This is a genomic window from Enterococcus saccharolyticus subsp. saccharolyticus (genome assembly GCF_029023825.1).
GTDB classification, from domain to species: Bacteria; Bacillota; Bacilli; order Lactobacillales; family Enterococcaceae; genus Enterococcus_F; species Enterococcus_F saccharolyticus.
Genome location: NZ_CP118957.1, coordinates 620,456 through 637,950, shown reverse-complemented (window position 1 = coordinate 637,950; position 17,495 = coordinate 620,456). Strand labels below are relative to the sequence as shown.

Genomic DNA, 17,495 nt, shown 5'->3' with positions numbered 1-17,495 from the left:
CGATTGAGTATAAAAACTCAATCGAAGGTGTTTTTATTTATGTGTATTGAATAGTTTTTCAACGCGTTGTGCTATCAATACAGTTATCATATAGTTATTTCGGATAAATATCAACGCTTTCTTCTATAAAAATCAGGGTATTTTTTTTTTGCAAATAAAAGTTTTCGTAAATTTTCAGAATAATGACAATACTTAGAATTAGTGATATACTATCAAAAAATAAAGGAGTGGTCTTATGACAATTGATTGGAATAATTTAGGCTTTGATTATATAAAAACACCTTGGCGTTTCCTTGCGAAATGGCAAAATGGCGCTTGGAATGACGGCGAACTAACCGAAGACAATGTCTTACATATTAGCGAATCTTCACCTGCATTGCATTATGGACAACAATGTTTTGAAGGATTAAAAGCGTATGGTCGTAAAGACGGCGGTGTGAATTTATTCCGTCCTGATGAAAACAGCAAACGGTTAAATCGTAGTGCCGATCGTTTACGAATGCCACAAGTTCCTGAAGAACTATTTTTAAAGGCTGTCAATGAAGTAGTTAAAGCAAACCGTGCGTTTGTGCCTCCATATGGCACTGGTGCAACCTTATACATCCGTCCCCTCTTAATTGGTGTTGGTGATGTCATTGGTGTGAAACCTGCCAATGAATTTATTTTCACCGTTTTCTGTATGCCAGTGGGTCCTTACTTTAAAGGTGGGTTAGCACCAACGAACTTTATCGTTTCTGATTACGACCGTGCCGCACCAAATGGTACCGGTGCCGCTAAAGTTGGTGGAAACTATGCCGCTAGTCTACTTCCTGGTGAAGAAGCACATAAAAAGAATTTTTCAGACTGTATTTATTTAGATCCTGAAACCCATACAAAAATTGAAGAAGTTGGTTCTGCAAACTTCTTTGGTATTACAAAAGACAATGAATTTATTACCCCTAAGTCACCATCTATTTTGCCAAGTATTACCAAATATTCACTATTGCATTTAGCAGAACACACTCTAGGCTTAAAAGCCATTGAAGGTGATGTTTACTTAAATGAATTAGATAAATTTGTCGAAGCGGGTGCCTGTGGAACAGCGGCGGTTATTTCACCAATTGGTGGTATTCAAACACACGACGAGTTTCATGTCTTTTACAGCGAGACAGAAGTCGGTCCAGTGACGAAAAAATTATACAATGAGTTAGTTGGCATTCAATACGGTGATCGCCCAGCACCAGAAGGTTGGATTTTTGACGTAGAATAAGCCTAAGGACACTGTTTGGGCAGTGTCCTTTTTTTGCGTACTTCTAGCAACTCTTGTTATACTAAGTTGTATAACAATCTATCTTGAAAGGAAGAATGCTATGTCACATCCATTTCCCAAAAATTTCTTATGGGGTGCCTCCATTAGCGCCCATCAAACAGAAGGAGCTTACCTTGAAGATGGCAAAGGATTAAGTGTCCAAGATACACGACCACGTGATAACCACGAGATTGCCGACTTTACGGTAGCTTCAGATCATTACCATCATTACAAAGAGGATATTCGCTTATTAGCCGAATTAGGCTTAGATGTCTTTCGTTTTTCCATTGCGTGGACGAGAATTTTTCCTCAAGGACGCGGTGAAGTCAATCAAGCAGGAATTGATCATTACAACAAGGTCATCGACGAATGTCTCAAATACAATATTCAACCGTTTGTTACTTTAAATCATTTTGATTTACCTCAAGCGTTGGAAGATGAAGGTGGTTGGTCTGTTCGTAGTACGGTAGATGCTTTTGCCGCTTATGCCCAAACATTGTTTGAAGCGTATGGCGATCGTGTCAAGAATTGGTTAACGATTAACGAACCAAATATCATGTTATTAGTCGATAAAAAAATTCTGGGCAAAGAAATTCCGTTGCAAGAAAAATACCAACAATTTCATCATTTAATGATGGCCGAAAAATATGCGTTTAAACTTTGTCATGAGCTCGTAGCTGCAGGAAAAATCGGACCCGTTCCCAATATTTCTTTAGTCTATCCAGCCACTAGCAAACCCGCAGATAATCAAGCCGCACTTTATTTCAACAGCGTTCGTAACTGGGCATATCTTGATTTTTCTTGCTTTGGTCGTTACAATGCCGTCTTTAAAGATTATTTGAAGCAAAAAGGTGTTGAAATTGTCTTTGCAAAAGAAGACGAAGAAATGATGCGTACCCACTTCCCAGATTTTGTTGCCATGAATTTCTACACGACCGTTACAGTTGAAAAACCTGTCAAAAAAGATGGGATGTCAGATGGCATCAGCGACCAACAAAGTGAAGATATTATGGAATGGGGCTTTTACAAAGGATACACCAATCCGTTCTTACAAAAAAATGAATTCAATTGGACGATTGATCCAGATGGTTTAAAAACCACGTTGCAAACATTATATGACCGTTACCACTTACCAATTATCATTACTGAAAATGGCTTAGGTGCGCGTGATGAACTAACCGCCGACGGAAAAATTCACGATAGTTATCGGATTAACTATTTAGAACAACATATTGGACAATGTCTCCAAGCAATTGAAGCGGGTGTTGACTTATTTGGTTACAGCCCATGGTCTGCGCTTGATTTAGTAAGTGTCCACGAAGGTATTAGCAAGCGCTATGGTTTTATTTATGTCGATCGTACAGAAGACAATGAAAAACAATTGGCACGTTATAAAAAAGATAGTTTTTATTGGTACCAACAATTAATTCAAACCAATCAATTACCGTCGTAGAAAGGAGAATTTCGAATGAATCGTCTCTTTCAATTTTTAGAAACCAAATTAATGCCACCGCTAAATAAAGTCGCTAATTTACGTTTGATACGTGCAATTATGCAAGCTGGGATTATTACGGTACCTTTTACTATTGTGGGTTCTATCTTTTTAATTATCAATAATTTGCCGCAAATCATCCCACCACTCGCTCCGTTTTTTGAGCAAACGTTGTTGAAGTTTTCACCTTTATATAGCGTGATTACAACGATGTCAATTGGGTCCCTTGCTATCTTTTATGCGTTAGCTACAGCGTATTACTTAACTGAAAGCTATCGACAAGAAGACAAAGAATTGAGTAGTTTCGTAGCAGCAATCCTAGGTTTATTTGCTTTTTTATTAACAATTATTCAAGTCGATATTACTAACGAAGGCGCGCAACTCATCCAACAAACCAACGATACATCCATTATTTATAATGGGGTCGCCATGGGTGCTTGGGTCACACGTTTTGGTGGTATCGGAATTTTCATTGGGATTTTAACTGCGATTTTAGCGACTCAAATCTATCGTTTTTGTCTACGTAAGAAATTAACCATTCGCATGCCAGAAGGCGTTCCTGATGGGGTTAGTAAATCTTTTGCTTCTTTGATTCCAGCAATCTTTATCGCTTTTACAATGCTTATAATTAATGGTGTTTTAGCAACTTTCCATACAGATTTGCATGGTTTATTATCTAAACCATTTGAATTCGTAAAAGAATTAACAGGTTCATGGTTAGGTATCGTCGTTATTATGCTGTTGATTCATTTGTTGTGGGCTGTTGGTGTACATGGAACAGCAATCATCAAAAACAGCTTTATCAATCCTATTTTACTGGTGTCCTTAACAGAAAATATTAATGGTGGAACCAATATTTTTGCCGGTGACTTTACGAATATGTATATTTTCTTAGGCGGAGCTGGTAGTACGTTAGGTTTGGTTTTGTTGATGATGTTTGTAGCAAAATCGGATCAGTTAAAAATCTTAGGGCGTGCAGCAATTTTACCTGGGCTATTTAACATTAACGAACCCGTGATTTTTGGGGCACCGATTGTGTATAATCCCTATCTGATTATTCCTTTTATTGTCACACCGATCGTCAATGTATCTATTGCCTATTTTGCCACCGCCTTTGGTTTTGTTAACAAAATCATTTCTGGTATTCCTTGGATTTCACCAATTGGCATTGGCGCCTTTTTAGGAACAGGCGGCGATTATCGTGCAGTACTTATTGCACTGATTAATTTAGCTATTTCGATCATCATTTATTACCCATTTTTCAAAATATACGATGGAAAATTATATGCAGAACAACAAAAAAATTAGTGGGAAAATTCCCGCTAGTTTTTTTGATAAACAGAGATACGTTCTTGCTTGTGTGTCCCCTTTTCAATTTCATCAACAACTGCAATCGCATAATCTGCATAACTGATATAACTGTCACCTGCACTGAGTACCTACCTCAAAGAAGAACAACGCGTGGTCACACTTGATGATACTTCACAAAAAACATTGGATGATGCCCTTTATTTTGGTCAAATCGATTATATTTTAACAATTCCTGAGTCATTTACGCGTGCATTAACTGCCGGTAAAAAACCACAGTTAACAATTCAAACTAAGCCAGGAACCTATACCAAAACATTGGTTAATACAACCATCAATCAATTTTTAAATACGTTTTTACTCTATCAAAAAGCACAACCGCATTTGTCACAGCAAGAAGTATTGCAACAAACGACGCAAACCTTACGTCAACAAGCGACAGTCAAGTTAGACCATACCTATACACAAAAAGTAAATCAAAGTATCGCCGGTCGCTTTATTAATTTATTAGCTTACGGATTATTCTCGACAATCTTCTCTGCTTATGGGTTAGTAAATTTAGCCTTTAATCGCCCAGAAATTAAAATGAGAAATAGTTGTTCCCCTGTTTCTAGAAGAAGATTCTCTCGCAAAATTGCGATTGCGACCATTAGTTATGCTTTGCTTGCAGCAATTGGTTTTAGCGGATTTATTATGTACGTTTCCAAATTAGCAAATCCACAAATCATTGGTCTCTTTAGTCTAAGTATTCTAGCTTTCTTTTTAACGATGATTACCTTCTCAACCTTAGTTACCAGTTTGGTTAAAAGCAGTGAAACGATAAGTGGCGTGAATAATGTCTTTATTCTTGGAAGTTGTTTCATTAGTGGTGTGTTTGTCCCATCAGAATTTTTACCCGATATTGTCAATAAAATTGCGGCTTTCACACCTACGTATTGGTTTGTTAGAAGTAATATGTTAATCGGCGAAACCATTACGTATGATACGAAATTTTTTGAAGCACTTGGTTTAAATCTCTTCGTGTTACTCGCTTTTTCAGCAGTCTTTATGGTACTTCATTTTATGAATATGCGCGAAAAAGGGGTTGTCTCACTTATTCCGCATAAACGAACCACACGTTAAATTCGACAACAGGCAAACATCCGCACGACAGAGCAGTCTTTGGCTCTATCGTGCGGATGTTTATTGTTAAATAGGCATTTCGTATCGCCTATTTTTGTTTCATTAATATTCGCCTTTTTTCCAAAAATCAGTAATCGCGCCTTTTGCTGAGCTAGAAACGATATGCGCATATTTACCAAGTGCCCCACGAGAATGTAATGGTGGAATCACTACCGTTTCACGACGTTTCGCTAATTCTTCGTCGGATACTTTCATCGTAAGTTCTTTCGTATCTTGGTCAACAATAACAGTATCGCCTGTTTGTAATAGAGCAATTGGGCCACCATCTTGTGCTTCTGGTGCAATATGACCAACAACTAATCCATATGTTCCACCTGAGAAACGTCCATCTGTTAGCAATGCTACAGTTTCACCTTGTCCTTTACCAACGATCATACTAGAAAGGGATAACATTTCTGGCATTCCAGGGCCGCCTTTTGGTCCTACATAACGAACCACTACCACGTCTCCATCAACGATTTCATCTGTTAAGACTGCTTGAATCGCTTCTTCTTCTGTATTGAACACTTTCGCAGGTCCTTCATGACGACGGACTTTTACGCCCGATACTTTCGCAACTGCGCCATCAGGAGCTAAGTTTCCGTGCAGAACAATCAATGGACCATCTTTACGTTTTGGATTTTCTAATGGCATAATTACTTTTTGGCCTTCTTTTAATGAAGGTACTTCTGCTAAGTTTTCAGCAATTGTTTTTCCAGTTACAGTTAAGCAATCACCATGGATAAAGCCATTTTCATATAAATATTTCATTACGGCTGGTACGCCACCAACTTCATATAAATCTTGGAACACATATTGTCCACTTGGTTTTAAATCAGCTAAATGTGGGACTTTTTCTTGGAAGTCGTTAAAATCATCCAATGTCAACTCTACATTTGCTGCATGTGCCATCGCCATTAAATGCAAGATGGCATTTGTTGAACCACCCAATGCCATAACAACAGTAATCGCATTTTCAAATGCTTTACGCGTCATAATATCTTTTGGATAAATTCTTTTTTCTAACAAGTTTAAGACCGCTTCACCAGCTGCTTCAACGTCACGTAATTTTTCTTCAGTTGTTGCTGGGTGTGAAGAAGATCCTGGTAAGCTCATGCCCATTGCTTCAATCGCAGAAGCCATTGTATTCGCAGTGTACATACCACCACATCCACCAGGTCCAGGGCAAGCATTACATTCAATCCGACGAACTTCTTCAGCAGTCATATCGTTATGATTCCATTTTCCGATCGCTTCAAATACAGAAACTAAGTCAATATCTTTGCCATCTAAGTTTCCAGGTGCAATCGTTCCACCATAAACAAAGATAGATGGAATTTCTGTATTGGCAATAGCAATCATACAACCCGGCATATTTTTATCACAACCACCGATAGCTACAAAAGCATCACAGTTATGGCCGCTAATAGCTGTTTCTACTGAATCCGCAATAATATCACGTGAAGGCAATGAATAACGCATTCCCGGCGTTCCCATCGCAATCCCATCAGCAACTGTAATTGTTCCAAATTGGACAGGCCAGCCGCCCGCTGTAATAACACCTTTACGTGCTAATTTGCCTAAATCATGCAAATGAATATTACAAGGAGTGTTTTCTGCCCATGTACTAATTACACCGACAATCGGTTTTTTAAATTCCTCGTCACCCATTCCTGTTGCTCGTAACATCGCACGGTTTGGTGATTTAACCATGTTATCATATACATTACTTCTAATTCTAATATCTTTTTTTTGTTCACTAGACACGTTAAAACGCTCCTTTCGAGATGTTCTCTAATAGTTTTATTATATTCTAACATAAATATTAAATTCTACTATAAATAAAGTAAAAAAACAATGAATAATTTACTTGCAAAAAGTAGTTTTTCATGAAAAAATAAGCCATGTACTAAATTTTCAAAATTGAAAGGAATAATCGTTATGCGAGAAGATATTAAAATAAATGACCGTGCCGCACGTATCGGCGACAAAATCATTGAACAACTACAAACTGTCCATGACCACGAGATTGGATTAGATATTTATAATTTAGGTTTCATTTATGAAATTAATTTAGATGAAGAAGGACACTGTGAGATTGTCGTGACTTTTACTGGTATTGGTTGTGATTGTATTGAAGCAGTTCCCGAGGAAATCAAATGGGCCTTACTAAAATTAGATGAGATTAACGATGTGACAGTCAATATTGTCTGGTCACCTGCCTGGAAGATGACTCGTATTAGTCGTTTTGGACGCATTGCATTAGGAATTAATCCAAATTAAAAAAGCAGATTGAGAATATTCTCAATCTGCTTTTTTAACGAATACCTAACAATTTCAGTGTCTTTTCATCATAAACACCCGCAAAAAATTTATCTAATACATCCTGAAAAAGAGAATCGTCTTCAACTAAAGCAAATAATGTCATTGAAGAATGCAATTTACGATCATCAGGTTTCCCAAAAATTTCTCGTGCTGTCGCTGTTTGTGGCAATAAAGCTGTGGTGATTTCTTTTAGATGACTTCCTAACAATGGATGTTGTAAAAATGCCACGGCTTCCGGTAAAGAAGCAATACCATAAAATTCAGCCCTGTCACTTTTTCCTAACCCTTTTAATTGTGGAAAAATATACCACATCCAATGGCTTTGCTTTTTCCCTTGTTGAATTTCTGACAAAGCCGTTTCATAATCTTCTTGGTGTTTTGTGACAAAACGATCCAAATCAAACTTATCTGACAATGTACCTTCCTCCTTTATGAGACAAAAAAACCTAGAAGACTTGAATAATCAAGTTTTCTAGGTTCAAAATCATTAATAATGATTATTTTACAGTTACAGAAGCGCCAACTTCTTCTAAAGCAGCTTTTAATGCTTCAGCTTCGTCTTTAGATACGCCTTCTTTAACAGCTGATGGAGCACCATCAACTACAGCTTTAGCTTCTTTCAAGCCTAAGCCAGTTGCTTCACGAACTGCTTTGATAACTTTAACTTTTTGATCGCCAGCTGCAGTTAATTCAACAGTAAATTCTGTTTGTTCTTCTTCAGCAGCGCCACCAGCAGCAGCTACAGCTACAGGAGCAGCAGCAGATACGCCAAATTCTTCTTCGATAGCTTTAACTAAGTCGTTTAATTCTAAGATTGTCGCGCCTTTTAGCTCTTCGACAATGTTTTCAATGTTCAATGCCATTTTTGTTTTCCTCCATTATAGGTAAAGTTTTATAGTTTAATTAATTGTGTATCATGCGGCAATTAAGCTGCATCTCCGTCTTCTTTTTCTGCGACTGCATTGATAGCGTAAGCCACGTTGCGGACTGGCGCTTGTAGTACAGATAAAAGCATAGATAAAAGACCTTCGCGGTTTGGCAATTTCGCCAATGCAGTAATTTCTTCCAATGAAGATACTTTGCCTTCGATGATACCGCCTTTGATTTCTAATGCTTTTGCGTCTTTCGCAAATTCATCGATGATTTTCGCAGGTGCGACTACATCGTCGTTACTGAAAGCGACTGCTGTTGGGCCAGTGAATACTTCATTCATGCCTTCTAGACCAGCTGCTTCAGCGGCACGTGAAAGGATAGAGTTTTTGATAACTTTCATTTCCACGTTAGCTTCACGCAATTGTTTACGTAAACGAGTTACTTCATCAACAGTTAATCCACGGTAGTCTACAACTACTACAGAAGCTGCTGCTTTGAATTTTTCACTCACTTCTTCAACAATCGCTGCTTTTTTAGCGATAGCTGCTTCACTCATTATTTAAATTCACCTCCTGGTTTTGATGGAAGAGTTTTTCTTCTCAATAGACAATAAAAAACTCTATGCCACCGTAGACATAGAGGGACAATTGAAGTTTCTCAATAAAGTCCTCGGTAGGAATTATGACAAAAGTCACCTACTGTCTTCGGTACAGTTAATTATTAACCTCAAACACCTTACCATAAGAAAGGTGTTTGAGTCAACTATTTTTATTTATTTTCTAATTTTTTTAGAAAGAAGCTGAATCTACATGTACACCAGGACCGAATGTAGTTGTCACTGTGATGTTTTTCATGTAAGTTCCTTTAGCTGCTGATGGTTTAGCTTTCACTAATACATCATGGATAGTTTTAAAGTTTTCAACAAGTTTTTCGTTGTCGAATGATACTTTACCGATTGGAACATGAATGTTTCCGTTACGGTCTACACGGTAAGTTACTTTACCAGCTTTTACTTCGTTAATTGCTTTAGTAACGTCCATTGTAACAGTACCAGTTTTAGGGTTAGGCATTAAACCTTTAGGGCCTAATACGCGTCCTAATTTACCAACTTCAGCCATCATATCAGGTGTTGCTACTACAACGTCAAAGTCGAACCAGCCACCTTGAATTTTTTGAGCTAAGTCAGCTTCGCCTACGTAATCAGCTCCAGCAGCTTCTGCTTCTTTAGCTTTTTCACCTTTAGCGAATACTAAAACTTTTTGAGTTTTACCAGTTCCGTTTGGTAGAACCACCGCGCCACGGATTTGTTGATCCGCTTTTTTAGGGTCTACATTTAGACGGTAAGCAACTTCAACAGTTGCGTCGAATTTTGCAATATTTGTGTCTTTTGCTAATGCTACTGCTTCTTCAACTGAATAAGCTTTTGTTGCATCAACTTTTTTTAATGCTTCTTGCATTTTTTTGCTTTTTTTAGCCATTTTGTGTTTCCTCCTTGATGTGGTTATAACGGTAGAACCTCCCACGTGTTCTATATCTTTCAATACAGAGCCAACTGAGAAGCTACTTCCTTAGGTTTCAATGTAAAAATTATTCTACAGTGATTCCCATGCTTCGTGCAGTTCCTTCGACCATGCGCATAGCTGCTTCAACGCTAGCTGCGTTTAGGTCTTCCATTTTCAACTCAGCGATTTCTTTTACTTGATCGCTAGTAACTTTAGCAACTTTATTTTTGTTTGGTTCACCTGAACCTTTATCAATTTTTGCAGCTTTTTTCAATAATACTGCTGCTGGCGGTGTTTTTGTAACGAATGTGAATGAACGGTCTTCGTATACAGAAATAACAACCGGAATAATTAAACCTGCTTGATCTGCTGTGCGAGCGTTGAATTCTTTTGTGAATCCCATGATGTTCACACCTGCTTGACCTAATGCAGGACCTACTGGTGGTGCTGGTGTTGCTTTACCTGCAGGAATTTGCAATTTAACTAGTTTTTCTACTTTTTTTGCCACGAGACATACCTCCTTGAGTCCGTGATGTGGTTAATTGGAGATCAAAATTTCTCCTCCCACTTGTTTCAGTGCACGCAAAACGATGTGTTCCGATGCACACTTGAACATTATAGCAAAATGAAAAAAAATAGCAAGAGTTTTGATGCACTTTTTTCATTTTTTCAGTAAGACTTTCTTTTTTATTTCTTCAAGCATATACTAAATGTAAAAAAAGAGGTTCTATAATATGAAGCGATTATTTTTTATCCTAAGTTTATTTATATTGACAGCTTGTAGCCAAAAAGCCCCTACGTCAACTTCTGCCATCCTTTTAAATGAAGAACCAACTACCACAACGAGTGATGTCGTTGACCAAAAAACGACCACGCCTACTTTATTCATCCATGGGTATGCTGGTGGACCTTCCTCTTTTGGGCATTTAATAAAACGAATGGAAGAAAATAACGTTGCTACCAAAGAAATGACGCTAACCATCACCAGTGATGGCGAAATTCAAGCAGAAGGCGAATTAACTGGTGAAGCAACCAATCCAATGATTCAAGTTTTATTTCAAGACAATGAAAGTCATGAATGGAACCAAGCAGAATGGCTGCGCGCAGCACTGGCTTACCTAAAGGAAACATTTGGCGTTGAAAAAGTCAATTTAGTAGGCCATTCAATGGGCGGTGTCAGCAGTCTACGGTATCTAGGAACTTATGGAGAAGATGCGACTTTGCCACAGGTAGAAAAATTTTCGGCTATCGGTGCACCCTTCAATGATTTTGTTGCTACTAGTCAAACATTAGATGATTTATTAAGGAATGGACCCACAAAATATTCTGCAAGGTATCAAGATTATCAAGCGATGATGCCAACAATGCCTACCTTTGCTGTCCAATTGATTGCTGGACAACTAAGTGAAATGGATTTAAGCGATGGTACGGTTCCTTTAAGTAGTGCTTTGTCAGTGTACGCTTTGTTAAAAGAACATCACTTACCGATTTCGTATACAATTATTTCTACAAATGCACAGCACAGTCAACTACATGAAAATACCGAAGTTGATCAACTATTACAAACCTTTTTATGGAACGAATAATGTGAAGGAGGAGCAAAGATGTCTGTTATTGTTTTAGGTAGTCTAAATATGGATATTGTCATGAAGACAAATCAATTACCGATCATCGGTCAAACCTTATTAGGTGAAGACGTCGATTATTTTATTGGGGGGAAAGGTGCCAATCAAGCAGTCGCAGCTTCACGAGTCAATGATGCGACCACTTTAATTGGGACAGTCGGAAACGATGCCTTTGCGGATAAAATCTTAACAACTTTAAATCAAGAATCGCTCACGTTGCAAGTCACAAAAGAGAACAATCACGCCACAGGAATAGCGGCAATTTTCAAGTTACCGCAAGACAATGCTATCGTCGTTTTACCTGGTGCCAATGCAACGTGCACAATCGATGAGACACTTGTGCAACAGTGGCAAGCGACTGATACTTTTTTAACACAACTAGAAATTCCATTGGCAACTGTAGCGACTGGCTTAAAATTAGCTAAACAATCCGGATTAACAACGATTTTGAATCCAGCGCCTTTTCATGTAGATTGTTTGGAATTATTACCTGATATCGACATCATCACCCCCAATGAAACAGAGTTTGCGCAAATGATTGGAAAAGAATTCACTTCTGATGAAGCGTTAGAAGCAGCGATGCTTGCTTGGAGTAAGCAACATGCCACTCGTTTATTGGTCACACGTGGCAAACAAGGAACTTCTTTCGTTGAAAACAATAGTGTCACGACAATCCCTGCCTTAGCTGTCACAGTTGTCGACACAACTGGTGCTGGAGATACATTTAATGGGTTATTGGCAGCAGAATTAGCTGAACAAAAATCATTTGCTGATGCCGTTCGATTTGCCACAATCGGTGCATCACTTTCCGTCCAACAACTAGGTGCTCAAAGTGGCATGCCTACACGTGAAGCAATTCATTCGTATATGTAAAAGAGGCAAGATTCTCAAACGGAATCTTGCCTCTTGTGTTTGTTCATGCTTACGCACTAGACTTGCTGGTTTTTGTGAAGTCAGTGTGGTTATTTTTTAGTATTCGATGAGATTTATTGTATCATACTTGAAAACTAAAACAACTAATTTTCAGAAAATTATCATAGTTATTCATAACTACGACGAACGAGAAATTTTCTCACAGTTAAGATTGTTTAGCTAAAATCTCTTTCGTTAGTCGTTGTGCTGTTGGTGTTACTGCTAGACCACCTTCTGCTGTTTCTCGGAAAGTAGCGGGCATTTGACGGCCTACTTGATACATTGCTTCCACTACTTCATCGGGTGGAATCACACTTTCAATACCGGCTAACGCCATATCTGCTGAAATAAATGCTTGTGAAGACCCCAGAGCATTACGTTTTACACAAGGAACTTCCACTAAACCCGCTACTGGGTCACAAATGAGTCCCATCATATTTTTTAACGTAATCGCTACTGCTTGAGCTGATTGATGGGCATTGCCGCCTTTTGCTGCGGCTAATGCAGCAGAGGCCATCGCACTAGCAGATCCGACTTCTGCTTGGCAACCACCCTCAGCCCCAGAAATTGACGCATTGTTTGCCATTACTAAACCAAATGCTCCCGCAGTGAATAAGAAATCTAATTGTTGGGCGCGCGACAACGCCAATCGTTCACGACACGCCATCAAAACACCGGGGACCACGCCAGCACTCCCTGCTGTTGGTGTGGCACAAATCAACCCCATTTTCGCATTCACTTCATTGACAGCAATCGCATTACGAACAGCCGTTAAAATTGTTTCACCACTTAGAAAATCGCCGGCTGCAATGTAGTCGTTCATTTTAGGCGAATCGCCTCCTGTTAATCCCGTCACAGATGTCACACCTGCTACGCCTTCTTCGACTGAACGTTCCATGACTTGCAAATTGCGTTCCATTAATTCAATAATTTGTTCACGTGTGCGTCCTGTCAACTCAATTTCTGTCGCAATCATTAATTCAGCAACAGAGGGATATTCACGACTTTGTTGTACTAATTCTTCAATTGAAAAAAACATCTGCTTGCTCCTTTATCCAAAATACGAGGCACTATAAATCGAATCTAAGGCACGAATCTGCTCTAAAATCGCTTCGTTACGCTCATCCACTTCAATAATCATAATCGCTTTTTCACCTTTTGATTCACGAGTCACGGTCATTGTCCCGATATTTACTGCGGCATCCGACAATAATTGACTGACTTGTGCAATCATTCCCGGAACATCTTGATGAACGATAATAAATGTTGGTACACCTAAAGAAAGAGATAACTTAAACCCATTTAATTCGGAAATTTGAATGTTCCCACCACCGATTGATTTACCTGTCACGGTTAATTTACGGTCGCCTTTAGTAATTTTCAACTGAACCATATTGGGGTGTTCCGCTTTTTCTTGTTTCGGAACAAATAAGACTTCCATGCCATTTTCATGCGCGATTTTTAATGAATCTGCTAACTGAGGATCATCAGGTTCCATCCCTAATAATCCACCAACTAGCGCAATATCCGTTCCATGTCCACGATACGTTTTAGCAAATGATTCATATAAATAAATATCTACGGTATCTGGTTGTTCACCAAAAATCTTACGTACCACTTTACCAATCCGTGCTGCTCCTGCTGTGTGTGAACTACTTGGACCGACCATAATCGGTCCAATGATATCAAAGACACTGCGATATTTTAGTTGTTCCATGTTTCCACCTCATCTATCTTGAATTCGGTCGCAAAGTGAATTAACGAGGCAATACGTCCGCTGGAATTGCGGATTGACACCCTTTGCTACCGACTGTTTGTTTGTGTTCTTGTTTTGCTTGTTCCACTAATTCTGGTTGTGTGAATAAATCATAGGCTGTTGTCGCAATCACTTTTCCAGCCGATAGTAACCCTTTATGTGCAACAGAAGACTTGCCATTTGCGACCCATTGCCAACAATGTGGCGGCGTTCCTTGAGGTTCACAACCAATGAGGACTTGAGCCGTTGGACAAACCCAGCTAACTTTCTAAAGAATTTATTTAAGCATAGCGAAACTTACGCAAGAAAAAAAGAGCAAACATTACTTTGCTCTTTCAAATTAATCAATGTTGTCTACTTGTTCAAAGTCTAACTCTGTACTTGTTTCGCGACCAAACATATTGATATTTACTTTTAATTTTTCTTTTTCAGTGTCTACTTCGGTCACGTGACCTTCTAAACCAGCAAACGCACCTTCAATAATTTTCACTGTGTCGCCGACTTGTACTTCTAAGTCTACAGAACGTGTGCTCATACCTAATGAACGTAAAATTGAATTGATTTCTTCTTGTAACAATGGGGCTGGTTTGCTTCCGGCACCATGTGAGCCAACGAAACCAGTTACACCTGGTGTGTTACGGACAACATACCATGATTCATCCGTCATCATCATTTCAACTAATACATAACCTGGGAAAGTTTTATGAACGATTTCTTTTTCTTTTCCATTTTTCACTTCTACTTCTGTTTCTTCTGGAACCACTACACGGAAAATAAAATCACCCATTCCCATGCTTTGTGCACGAGATTCGATATTTGCTTTTACTCTATTTTCATAACCTGAATATGTGTGTAGTACGTACCAACTTTTTTCAAAAGACTCCATTATTTTGGCTCCCTATCTTTTTATAAATTGAATCCCTCTGGTTATCGGGTGGAATTCAACCCGAATGTTGCTTCAACAAATCATTTGTTTTCACGGAATAATAAAAAAACCTCAGATAATCCCCGAAGTTTTTCACTCATCACACAGTATAACACCCTTAGGCTAATTTCGCTAGTCTGACATTGTCAAACAACTATTTTATAATCCAACTAAATAATGATTGGATGCCTGTATCCATAAGATAAAATAAGACAGCAAAAATCAATGAAGTCTCAATAACCACGATTACGTCTTTGCGTAATTTTTTTCCTGATGGCCATGTGACTTTTTTCATTTCGTCTTTGACGCTACGTAAAAAATTCATGATGCTCCCCCTTACTTTGTTTCTCTATGTAGTGTGTATTGATTGCAATATTTACAGAATTTATTAATCTCTAAACGTTCGCCTTTTTTGCCTTCGCTGACTGATTTCGAATAGTTACGAGAACCACAAACAGAACAAGCTAACGCTGCTTTTTTTCCGGCCATTTCTTTGCCTCCTGCTCATTTTTCAAAATGATTTCATATTTAGTAAAGTTACCATGATTTTCAAATACTGTCAATTATCCGACCAGTTTTATGTTAATTTGTGGTATGATAAGACTGTCAAAAAATCGTAAATGGAGGAAGAAAAATGTTATTAAAAACAATGGTATATAAAAAGCAAGATTTAACAACAGTCAACGAAACAAATACACTTGCTGAAGCTCTAGAAATCTTAGAAGAATCTGGTTATCGCTGTGTACCAATTTTAGATAAGTCATGCAAAATTTTCCGTGGAAATATTTATAAAATGCATATTTATCGCCATAAAGCCAATGGTGGTGATATGACGCTCCCTGTGACATATCTGTTAAAAAATGCTACAAAATTCATTCATGTGACGGACTCATTCTTCCACGTATTCTTTACTATTAAAGAATTACCTTATATCGCCGTCTTAGATTACGACAATCAATTTTATGGAATTTTAACGCACAGTTCGTTATTAAATATGCTTGCACAATCGTGGAGTATTGAAGATGGTAGTTATGTTTTAACGATTGCTTCAACTGGGAAACAAGGAGACCTTGCCGCGATTTCTAAAATCATTTCCAAGTATAGCAACATCGCTAGTTGCATTACGTTAGACGTCGGCAAAGATGAATTTATTCGTCGTACATTAATCACATTACCTTCAGGAACAAGTCTTGAACTCCGTGATAAAATTATTGCGCAATTAGAAAACAAACAATTTAAAGTTGTTGAAATTGAAGATTTAAATGCTTAATACAAAAAAGGCTGTGACAACACACTCTGGTCACAGCCTCTTTTAGTTTTTCATTGACTTTCTTGTTAAAGCCTTCTACAATGTAATCTGTTGCTCTTTTTACAGACCGCGGTTCATCAACCATCCCGCGTCATCAAAACTCGGAGAAAGAAGGAAAAACAATGTCAACTCATCGGAACAACAAATTATATCTCATTATCGTCAATGCCATCATTATGGGGTTATATGTCGTCTTAAGTTTTATTTTACCCTTTTCATCAGGTGCGATCCAATTTCGTTTATCTGAAAGCTTAAACCATTTAGTTGTGTTTAATCGCAAACTCATGTGGGGCGTCTTCGGCGGTGTTCTTGTCTATAATTTATTTTTTGGTTTTGGTATTTTTGATGTCATTTTTGGTGGCGGACAAACGCTATTGGCGCTAACGTTAACGGCCTTTTTACAAAATGTCATTAAAGATGTGAAAGTACGGATGGTATTAAACATTCTATTCTTTACAGCAAGTATGTTTTTAATTGCTTTAATGTTAACTATCACATTGGAATTACCATTTTGGCCAACTTACGGTACAACTGCGTTAAGTGAATTCATCATCATGACCATTTCAGCGCCAGTTATGTATTATATTGATAGTAAATTACACTTTGCAGAAAAAGTATAAGTCAGCGAGAGGTTGTGAGTACAACCTCTTTTTTGTGCATAAAAAAAAACCTTGGATCAGGCCTTGGGTAAATTATTTAACGAAATTATCTTTTGCATATTTGCTGGTGTATGTGGTTGCTTCGGTTGTTGCTTAAAGGTTCTTTTTTGCCGTTTCGAAGCAAATAGCAAGACACATAGTAACAAAGCATACGCAATAAAAATAATAAACTGTAAAATAAAAAAAAGTATTCTGACCCATGCAGCAAGAGGGATTTGTAAAATATTTTGTAGCAAATACTGGACGCCAAACAACATCATCGAACCACTAATAAGATGATAATATTTCATTCATTCACTCCCCTTAACAGATTAAATTATAGCAGACGACCTTCGTAAATGTAAATCCTTTCTTTATTAA

The 17,495-nt window shown here is 38.0% G+C and carries 21 protein-coding genes, 2 pseudogenes and 1 other annotated feature; of the genes and pseudogenes, 9 read left to right on the top strand and 14 right to left on the bottom strand.

Translation table 11 applies throughout. From position 1 onward, the window contains the following. Nucleotides 1-235: 235 nt before the first annotated feature. The 3 genes from PYW32_RS03325 (at nucleotide 236) to celB (ending at nucleotide 4,088) form a co-directional block, all read left to right on the top strand. Nucleotides 236-1,249 (top strand): branched-chain amino acid aminotransferase, encoded by a 1,014-nt coding sequence (locus tag PYW32_RS03325; protein ID WP_016175747.1) that lies wholly within the window; start codon nucleotides 236-238, stop codon nucleotides 1,247-1,249. 100 nt (nucleotides 1,250-1,349) lie between these two features. After that, nucleotides 1,350-2,741, top strand: a complete 1,392-nt coding sequence (locus PYW32_RS03320) for a glycoside hydrolase family 1 protein (RefSeq protein WP_016175748.1) — start codon at nucleotides 1,350-1,352, stop codon at nucleotides 2,739-2,741. Between the two features lie 15 nt (nucleotides 2,742-2,756). Next, nucleotides 2,757-4,088, top strand: coding sequence for a PTS cellobiose transporter subunit IIC (gene celB, locus PYW32_RS03315; RefSeq protein WP_016175749.1), 1,332 nt, complete (start codon nucleotides 2,757-2,759; stop codon nucleotides 4,086-4,088). A gap of 14 nt (nucleotides 4,089-4,102) precedes the next feature. On the opposite strand, the pseudogene PYW32_RS03310 reads toward celB, so the two are convergent. After that, a pseudogene (locus PYW32_RS03310) lies at nucleotides 4,103-4,213 on the bottom strand (NAD(P)-dependent oxidoreductase); the annotation flags it as partial. A gap of 28 nt (nucleotides 4,214-4,241) precedes the next feature. On the opposite strand from PYW32_RS03310, the gene PYW32_RS03305 reads away from it, so the two are divergent. Further along, nucleotides 4,242-5,210 (top strand): ABC transporter permease, encoded by a 969-nt coding sequence (locus tag PYW32_RS03305; RefSeq protein ID WP_016175750.1) that lies wholly within the window; start codon nucleotides 4,242-4,244, stop codon nucleotides 5,208-5,210. Between the two features lie 102 nt (nucleotides 5,211-5,312). On the opposite strand, the gene ilvD is transcribed toward PYW32_RS03305, so the two are convergent. Beyond that, nucleotides 5,313-7,016 carry a dihydroxy-acid dehydratase gene (ilvD, locus tag PYW32_RS03300; protein ID WP_016175751.1) on the bottom strand — a complete coding sequence of 568 codons (1,704 nt, stop codon included), beginning with the start codon at nucleotides 7,014-7,016 and terminating at the stop codon, nucleotides 5,313-5,315. Nucleotides 7,017-7,190: 174 nt separating this feature from the next. Here ilvD and PYW32_RS03295 point away from each other — a divergent pair, with 174 nt between their 5' ends. After that, nucleotides 7,191-7,532, top strand: a complete 342-nt coding sequence (locus tag PYW32_RS03295; protein ID WP_016175752.1) for a metal-sulfur cluster assembly factor — start codon at nucleotides 7,191-7,193, stop codon at nucleotides 7,530-7,532. Nucleotides 7,533-7,566: 34 nt separating this feature from the next. On the opposite strand, the gene PYW32_RS03290 is transcribed toward PYW32_RS03295, so the two are convergent. From PYW32_RS03290 to rplK, 5 genes are all read right to left on the bottom strand, one after another. Further along, nucleotides 7,567-7,989 (bottom strand): DUF1810 domain-containing protein, encoded by a 423-nt coding sequence (locus PYW32_RS03290; RefSeq protein WP_016175753.1) that lies wholly within the window; start codon nucleotides 7,987-7,989, stop codon nucleotides 7,567-7,569. Between the two features lie 82 nt (nucleotides 7,990-8,071). Next, the gene (rplL, locus tag PYW32_RS03285; RefSeq protein ID WP_016175754.1) at nucleotides 8,072-8,437 is read right to left on the bottom strand and encodes a 50S ribosomal protein L7/L12; all 366 of its coding nucleotides are present in this window, start codon (nucleotides 8,435-8,437) and stop codon (nucleotides 8,072-8,074) included. A gap of 62 nt (nucleotides 8,438-8,499) precedes the next feature. Further along, entirely contained in the window at nucleotides 8,500-9,003 is a 504-nt protein-coding gene (gene rplJ, locus PYW32_RS03280; RefSeq protein ID WP_016175755.1) for a 50S ribosomal protein L10, read from the bottom strand. Between the two features lie 45 nt (nucleotides 9,004-9,048). Continuing rightward, nucleotides 9,049-9,173 (bottom strand) — a sequence feature (ribosomal protein L10 leader region). A 62-nt stretch (nucleotides 9,174-9,235) separates the two neighbouring features. Continuing rightward, entirely contained in the window at nucleotides 9,236-9,925 is a 690-nt protein-coding gene (gene rplA, locus PYW32_RS03275) for a 50S ribosomal protein L1 (RefSeq protein ID WP_016175756.1), read from the bottom strand. 109 nt (nucleotides 9,926-10,034) lie between these two features. Then, on the bottom strand, nucleotides 10,035-10,457 hold the full coding sequence (gene rplK / locus PYW32_RS03270; protein ID WP_016175757.1) for a 50S ribosomal protein L11: 423 nt from the start codon (nucleotides 10,455-10,457) through the stop codon (nucleotides 10,035-10,037). 226 nt (nucleotides 10,458-10,683) lie between these two features. Between rplK and PYW32_RS03265 the strand changes: the two genes are divergently transcribed. Continuing rightward, entirely contained in the window at nucleotides 10,684-11,535 is an 852-nt protein-coding gene (locus PYW32_RS03265) for an alpha/beta fold hydrolase (RefSeq protein ID WP_016175758.1), read from the top strand. A gap of 18 nt (nucleotides 11,536-11,553) precedes the next feature. Further along, the gene (locus PYW32_RS03260) at nucleotides 11,554-12,447 is read left to right on the top strand and encodes a ribokinase (protein WP_016175759.1); all 894 of its coding nucleotides are present in this window, start codon (nucleotides 11,554-11,556) and stop codon (nucleotides 12,445-12,447) included. A gap of 205 nt (nucleotides 12,448-12,652) precedes the next feature. On the opposite strand, the gene sdaAA is transcribed toward PYW32_RS03260, so the two are convergent. From sdaAA to rpmG, 6 genes and pseudogenes are all read right to left on the bottom strand, one after another. Beyond that, the gene (gene sdaAA / locus PYW32_RS03255; protein ID WP_016175760.1) at nucleotides 12,653-13,525 is read right to left on the bottom strand and encodes an L-serine ammonia-lyase, iron-sulfur-dependent, subunit alpha; all 873 of its coding nucleotides are present in this window, start codon (nucleotides 13,523-13,525) and stop codon (nucleotides 12,653-12,655) included. Between the two features lie 12 nt (nucleotides 13,526-13,537). Further along, a complete protein-coding gene (gene sdaAB / locus PYW32_RS03250; protein WP_016175761.1) occupies nucleotides 13,538-14,203 on the bottom strand; it encodes an L-serine ammonia-lyase, iron-sulfur-dependent subunit beta in 666 nt (221 codons plus the stop codon). A 40-nt stretch (nucleotides 14,204-14,243) separates the two neighbouring features. Continuing rightward, nucleotides 14,244-14,507 (bottom strand): annotated as a pseudogene (locus tag PYW32_RS13300) (amidohydrolase); the annotation flags it as partial. Nucleotides 14,508-14,582: 75 nt separating this feature from the next. After that, nucleotides 14,583-15,128 (bottom strand): transcription termination/antitermination protein NusG, encoded by a 546-nt coding sequence (nusG, locus tag PYW32_RS03240; protein WP_016175762.1) that lies wholly within the window; start codon nucleotides 15,126-15,128, stop codon nucleotides 14,583-14,585. Between the two features lie 193 nt (nucleotides 15,129-15,321). Then, nucleotides 15,322-15,492 (bottom strand): preprotein translocase subunit SecE, encoded by a 171-nt coding sequence (secE, locus tag PYW32_RS03235; RefSeq protein WP_016175763.1) that lies wholly within the window; start codon nucleotides 15,490-15,492, stop codon nucleotides 15,322-15,324. A gap of 11 nt (nucleotides 15,493-15,503) precedes the next feature. Then, nucleotides 15,504-15,656, bottom strand: coding sequence for a 50S ribosomal protein L33 (gene rpmG / locus PYW32_RS03230; protein WP_016175764.1), 153 nt, complete (start codon nucleotides 15,654-15,656; stop codon nucleotides 15,504-15,506). A gap of 145 nt (nucleotides 15,657-15,801) precedes the next feature. Between rpmG and cbpA the strand changes: the two genes are divergently transcribed. After that, the gene (gene cbpA, locus PYW32_RS03225) at nucleotides 15,802-16,437 is read left to right on the top strand and encodes a cyclic di-AMP binding protein CbpA (RefSeq protein ID WP_016175765.1); all 636 of its coding nucleotides are present in this window, start codon (nucleotides 15,802-15,804) and stop codon (nucleotides 16,435-16,437) included. A 161-nt stretch (nucleotides 16,438-16,598) separates the two neighbouring features. Further along, nucleotides 16,599-17,096, top strand: coding sequence for a QueT transporter family protein (locus tag PYW32_RS03220; protein WP_016175766.1), 498 nt, complete (start codon nucleotides 16,599-16,601; stop codon nucleotides 17,094-17,096). 56 nt (nucleotides 17,097-17,152) lie between these two features. Here the strand turns inward: PYW32_RS03220 and PYW32_RS03215 are convergent, their stop codons facing one another. After that, nucleotides 17,153-17,425 carry a hypothetical protein gene (locus PYW32_RS03215; protein ID WP_016175767.1) on the bottom strand — a complete coding sequence of 91 codons (273 nt, stop codon included), beginning with the start codon at nucleotides 17,423-17,425 and terminating at the stop codon, nucleotides 17,153-17,155. Between the last annotated feature and the right edge of the window lie 70 nt (nucleotides 17,426-17,495).

What these genes read in the sequence shown, in the direction of transcription:
- cbpA (WP_016175765.1), top strand. Translation starts at nt 15,802, where the DNA reads ATGTTATTAAAAACAATGGTATATAAAAAGCAAGATTTAACAACAGTC.
- PYW32_RS03220 (WP_016175766.1), top strand. Translation starts at nt 16,599, where the DNA reads ATGTCAACTCATCGGAACAACAAATTATATCTCATTATCGTCAATGCC.
- PYW32_RS03215 (WP_016175767.1), bottom strand. Translation starts at nt 17,425, where the DNA reads ATGAAATATTATCATCTTATTAGTGGTTCGATGATGTTGTTTGGCGTC.
- PYW32_RS03260 (WP_016175759.1), top strand. Translation starts at nt 11,554, where the DNA reads ATGTCTGTTATTGTTTTAGGTAGTCTAAATATGGATATTGTCATGAAG.
- rplA (WP_016175756.1), bottom strand. Translation starts at nt 9,925, where the DNA reads ATGGCTAAAAAAAGCAAAAAAATGCAAGAAGCATTAAAAAAAGTTGAT.
- nusG (WP_016175762.1), bottom strand. Translation starts at nt 15,128, where the DNA reads ATGGAGTCTTTTGAAAAAAGTTGGTACGTACTACACACATATTCAGGT.
- rplJ (WP_016175755.1), bottom strand. Translation starts at nt 9,003, where the DNA reads ATGAGTGAAGCAGCTATCGCTAAAAAAGCAGCGATTGTTGAAGAAGTG.
- rplL (WP_016175754.1), bottom strand. Translation starts at nt 8,437, where the DNA reads ATGGCATTGAACATTGAAAACATTGTCGAAGAGCTAAAAGGCGCGACA.
- PYW32_RS03325 (WP_016175747.1), top strand. Translation starts at nt 236, where the DNA reads ATGACAATTGATTGGAATAATTTAGGCTTTGATTATATAAAAACACCT.
- PYW32_RS03265 (WP_016175758.1), top strand. Translation starts at nt 10,684, where the DNA reads ATGAAGCGATTATTTTTTATCCTAAGTTTATTTATATTGACAGCTTGT.
- sdaAA (WP_016175760.1), bottom strand. Translation starts at nt 13,525, where the DNA reads ATGTTTTTTTCAATTGAAGAATTAGTACAACAAAGTCGTGAATATCCC.
- celB (WP_016175749.1), top strand. Translation starts at nt 2,757, where the DNA reads ATGAATCGTCTCTTTCAATTTTTAGAAACCAAATTAATGCCACCGCTA.
- secE (WP_016175763.1), bottom strand. Translation starts at nt 15,492, where the DNA reads ATGAATTTTTTACGTAGCGTCAAAGACGAAATGAAAAAAGTCACATGG.
- sdaAB (WP_016175761.1), bottom strand. Translation starts at nt 14,203, where the DNA reads ATGGAACAACTAAAATATCGCAGTGTCTTTGATATCATTGGACCGATT.
- PYW32_RS03295 (WP_016175752.1), top strand. Translation starts at nt 7,191, where the DNA reads ATGCGAGAAGATATTAAAATAAATGACCGTGCCGCACGTATCGGCGAC.
- rpmG (WP_016175764.1), bottom strand. Translation starts at nt 15,656, where the DNA reads ATGGCCGGAAAAAAAGCAGCGTTAGCTTGTTCTGTTTGTGGTTCTCGT.
- PYW32_RS03320 (WP_016175748.1), top strand. Translation starts at nt 1,350, where the DNA reads ATGTCACATCCATTTCCCAAAAATTTCTTATGGGGTGCCTCCATTAGC.